Source organism: Dietzia maris (genome assembly GCF_014144855.1).
Taxonomy (GTDB): Bacteria; Actinomycetota; Actinomycetes; order Mycobacteriales; family Mycobacteriaceae; genus Dietzia; species Dietzia kunjamensis.
The window spans coordinates 1-2,957 of sequence record NZ_JAALDN010000401.1; the positions used below are offsets into that span (position 1 = coordinate 1).

The window sequence follows — 2,957 nt, forward strand, 5'->3', positions numbered from 1 at the left end:
GCCTTGACCGGCGACCCGAGCGCCGGCCGGGCCGCAGCCCCACCCGGCCGCCGCCGTCAGTCGCGCGGCAGCGGCTTGACCATCGGGAACAGGATGGTCTCGCGGATGCCCAGGCCGGTCAACGCCATGAGCAGTCGGTCGATCCCCATCCCGAGCCCGGTGGTCGGCGGCATGCCCTGCTCCATCGCGGCGAGGAACTCCTCGTCGAGCACCATCGCCTCGTCGTCACCCGCCGCCGCGAGCCGTGCCTGGTCCTCGAAGCGCTGACGCTGGATGACGGGATCGACGAGCTCCGAGTAGCCGGTCGCCAGCTCGAATCCGCGGACGTACAGGTCCCACTTCTCCGTGACCCCGCGGTCGGTGCGGTGATCGCGGGTCAACGGCGAGGTCTCCACGGGGAAGTCCCGCACGAAGACCGGTCCGTCGAGCTGATCGCCGCACAGGTGCTCCCAGAGCTCCTCGACGAGCTTGCCGTGCAGCCACCCCTGGCCACTGGGGACCTCGAGACCGACCTTCCCCGCCAGTTCGGTGAGCTCGTCGACCGTCGAGTCGACCGTGACGGGGTCCTCGTCGTCGTCCCCCACCACCCCGGGGTGCTTGGCGCGCAGCGCCTCGTTGAGGGACGGGTACATCCGCATCTCGCGCCACTGCCCGCCGAGGTCGTACTCGGTGCCGTCGGCGAGCGTGACCGTCGTGGAGCCGAACACCGCGTGCGCGACCTCCTGGATGACCTCGCGGATCATCGTCGCCGAGGTGTCGTAGTCGCCGTAGGCCTGATAGGTCTCGAGCATCGCGAACTCGGGACTGTGCGAGGAGTCCACGCCCTCGTTGCGGAAGTTGCGGTTGATCTCGAAGACCCGCTCGATCCCGCCGACCACGCACCGCTTGAGGAACAGCTCGGGGGCGATGCGCAGGTAGAGGTCCAGATCGAGCGCGTTGGAATGCGTGATGAACGGCCGTGCCGCCGCGCCGCCGTGCAGCGTCTGCAGCATCGGCGTCTCCACCTCGAGGAAGCCGCGCTTCTCCAGGGCGTCACGCAGGGCGCGGACCACCTTGATGCGGGTGATGGCATTGCGGCGGGCGGCGTCCCGCATGATCAGGTCGGTGTAGCGCTGGCGGACGCGGGTGTCCTCGCTCAGCTCCTTGTGCGCCACCGGCAGCGGGCGCAGCGACTTGGCCGCCAGCACCCAGGAATCGGCCATGACGGACAGCTCACCGCGCTTGGACCGGACCACCCGGCCGGTCACCGAGACGTGGTCACCCAGGTCGACATCCTGCTTCCACGCGTCGAGCCGCTCCTGGCCGACCGCCGCGAGCGACAGCATCACCTGCAGCTGCGGGGTGAGCGGTCCCACCTCCCCCTCCGCCACCGGGGCGGACAGGTCCGCCGACGGGTCGAGACCGTCCTGTAGGCGCACGAAGCACAGCTTGCCGGTGTTGCGGATGAACAGGACCCGGCCTGCCACCGAGACCCGGGCGTCGGTCTCCTCACCCGGTTCCAGCGCGGTGAAGCGGGGGTCCGAGGTGATCTCGGCGAGCCCGTGGGTACGGGGGACCTCCACCGGGTAGGCCTGCGCCCCGGAGTCGAGGATGCGCTGCCGCTTGTCGCGGCGGATGCGCAGCTGCTCAGGGGTGTCGTCGGCGGGCTCACCGGTGGCGGCCCCGGGCGCGGCGGGAGTCGAATCGGTCACGACTGTCGAGGATAGTCGTGACCGGCCCGGGGACCGAACCCGTGGGCTGCGACCCGTCGGCCTCAGGCCATGTCGAGGACGTGCAGCTCCAGTCGGTCGGACAGCGCCTCGATCGCGGCGGCGGCGCGCACACTGTTGCCGTGCTCGTCCAACCGGGGCGAGTACGCGGCCACCCCGAGCCGGCCGGGCACCACCGCGAACAGGCACCCCGAGACGCCGCTCTTGGCGGGCAGACCCACCTGGTAGACCCAGTCCCCGGCCGCGTCGTACATGCCGCACGTGAACATCACACTGTTGGCGTAGCGCACCGCCCGTCGACCCAGGACCTGCTCGCCGTCACCCGGCAGCCGCCCGCCGCCCGCGAACATCGCGGCCATGTGCGCCAGCTCGCGGGTGTCCACCCGGATCGCGCACTGCCGGCCGTACCCGGACACCACCTGGTGGGGGTCGTCGGCCAGGGTGCCCTCCTCCGCCAGCAGATGCGCGAGCGCCTGGTTCCGGTGGGCGCTCCGGGACTCGATGTCGATGATCTGCTGGTCGACCTCGACCTCCCGGCCCACGAGGCGGGAGAACATCACGCGGATCTGTTCGAAACGGGTGTCCTCGTCGTCGTCCTCCTCCCCCACCAGCGCGTGCGCGGCCAGCGCGCCGGCGTTGACGAGGGCGTTGGGGGCGCGGCCGGTGCCGGCCTCGAGGGAGATCTCGTTGAACGGGTCCCCGGAGGGTTCCACCCCGATCCGCTTCGCGACCACGTCGACGCCCTTCTGGTCCAGCGCGAGCGCGTAGACGAACGGTTTGGAGGCGGACTGCAGGTCGAAGAGCGTCTCGTCATCGCCGGCCGAGACGACGTGGCCGTCCAGGTCGCAGACCGCCAGCGCGAGGGCGTCGGGGTGGGGGTGCTCGTAGTCGCCGAGGTGGGGGACGACGTCGCCGGAGACGTCCTCCCGGACCTCGTCGAGGATCTCGGCCAGCAGGTCTGCGGAGATGTCCGTCATGGTGCGACCGTACCGGCGCCGGCGTGCCGACGCCCCCGGTCGACCAAGCTCAGTGTGCCGAAATGGCCGAGCGCTCCCGCAGCAGGTGGTCGGCCCCGGAGAGCAGGGCCAGCGCCCGGGCGGCCCGGAGTGCGTCGTGGCCGCCGTCCACCGCGCGGACACCGCGGACGCCACGCGAATGGAGCTCCAGGGCGAACAGTTCGGCGTCGAGGCCGTCGTCGCTGACGAGGACGACCGCCCTGCCGTCGGTGACGGCGGAGAGCGGCGCGGC

Annotated in this window: 2 protein-coding genes and 1 pseudogene; all 3 read right to left on the bottom strand. The window is 71.5% G+C overall.

Features of this window, described 5'->3' with window-relative positions; all coding sequences use genetic code 11:
- Positions 1–56 precede the first annotated feature (56 nt).
- Positions 57–1,691, bottom strand: a complete 1,635-nt coding sequence (gene lysS, locus G6024_RS13050; protein WP_159148883.1) for a lysine--tRNA ligase — start codon at positions 1,689–1,691, stop codon at positions 57–59.
- A gap of 62 nt (positions 1,692–1,753) precedes the next feature.
- Complete coding sequence (gene glsA, locus G6024_RS13055; RefSeq protein WP_069388838.1) at positions 1,754–2,686, bottom strand: glutaminase A; 933 nt, start codon at positions 2,684–2,686, stop codon at positions 1,754–1,756.
- Between the two features lie 49 nt (positions 2,687–2,735).
- Positions 2,736–2,957: pseudogene (locus G6024_RS13060) on the bottom strand (rhodanese-like domain-containing protein); the annotation flags it as partial.